At 27.0% G+C, this 1,300-nt stretch carries 2 protein-coding genes; both read right to left on the bottom strand.

Annotated elements, in window-relative coordinates:
- Positions 1-128: 128 nt before the first annotated feature.
- Positions 129-398, bottom strand: a complete 270-nt coding sequence (locus tag EKM03_RS14895; protein WP_126564454.1) for a helix-turn-helix domain-containing protein — start codon at positions 396-398, stop codon at positions 129-131.
- A 116-nt stretch (positions 399-514) separates the two neighbouring features.
- The gene (locus tag EKM03_RS14890; protein ID WP_126740713.1) at positions 515-1,096 is read right to left on the bottom strand and encodes a hypothetical protein; all 582 of its coding nucleotides are present in this window, start codon (positions 1,094-1,096) and stop codon (positions 515-517) included.
- Positions 1,097-1,300: the final 204 nt, after the last annotated feature.

The following is a 1,300-nucleotide window of genomic DNA, read 5'->3' as shown; positions in this document are numbered from 1 at the left end:
TGGCGCACTTTGTTGCGGAATCGTGGTGTACTTTGCTCCGGAATGGGTGGTGTACTTTCGTCGGAATATCTAGTTCTAAACTAATAGAATTAAGGCTTTGGGTGGTTGGTACACTCATTAGCCTTTTTTTATCGTTTATATTTAAGGGATTTTACTTCTTCAAGTCCTTTGGCAAATTGGGTTTGCTCTATGAATAGTCTTCTTCCTATTCTTTTGGCTTGAATTTTTCCTTCTTTTATCCAGTTCCGAACCGTTAATTCAGATACTCCAGATATTGAAGCCAAAGACTTTACTGAATGAAGTTTATTTTCAGTTTCTTTGGGTTTGTGTTTGATGTCAAGTAACAAATTTTCAATGTTACTTAATCGGGTTTCGATCGATTCAAATGGATTGCTCATTTTATATCAGTTTTATATTATTAACTGATACAAATTTACGATGTACTTATGATTAACTATTTGATTTACAGTTGTATGAACTTGTATACAAGTAATTACAAGTCATACAAGTTATTTTATTTTACTCTATATTTGGTTATCAATGGATTAAGTTTACTCTGAACTGTAGTAATATTTTTAGCATAATAATTTTGTTCATCTTTAGTATGTTTATATAAATCATTTAATGCGGTTTGGGATCCAATATCTCTATTGAAGTAATCCTTTATACTCCTAAAAAAGGGTGCGAATTGCGTAAAAGAAAATATTCCGTCATTTTTCAAAAGTTCAATCATAATTTTAAAATCAATACCAAATTCAATATTAAAAGAATTCTTTAAATCATTTGCAAATCCTTCTTTGTTTTCAATCGTAATGTAGTCTAAAAAAGTTTTTTCTACTTTTTGAAGTTTAATTTCTTTAGGTAAATTATGATTATATTTACTCTTTAAAAACTCTTCAATTTTTGAAAAGTCCAAGTACATATTAATACAGAAATATAAAATTTCTCTTTGTGAAAACTCATTAACTTTTTCCTGTATCAATATTGATTTTTTGATTTCAGATATTGAATTGTTATTTTTATAAGTGAATATGAAATTTGTAATTTCGCTTGAATTTTGATTTTTGTCTTTAATTTCAAATTGATTTTTATACATTTCCAAATTATGCAAATCCAGTTCGTAAAAATCAAAAATACTTTCAATCCATTCTATTAATCCGTTTACGCTTTTAAGTTCCCAGATAATGTGATTATTAATATCTCTTTGATTGTTAATTAATGAAGTGGATATGCAAATAAAAACTGCACATTAAGTTAAGCTACATTTTTGTAATTAATTTGATTGTTAAATTCTTCAATA

This window comes from Flavobacterium sp. GSP6 (assembly GCF_003984855.1).
GTDB lineage: Bacteria > Bacteroidota > Bacteroidia > Flavobacteriales > Flavobacteriaceae > Flavobacterium.
This window is presented reverse-complemented; position numbering and strand designations above follow the sequence as displayed.

What these genes read in the sequence shown, in the direction of transcription:
- EKM03_RS14895 (WP_126564454.1), bottom strand. Translation starts at nt 398, where the DNA reads ATGAGCAATCCATTTGAATCGATCGAAACCCGATTAAGTAACATTGAA.
- EKM03_RS14890 (WP_126740713.1), bottom strand. Translation starts at nt 1,096, where the DNA reads ATGTATAAAAATCAATTTGAAATTAAAGACAAAAATCAAAATTCAAGC.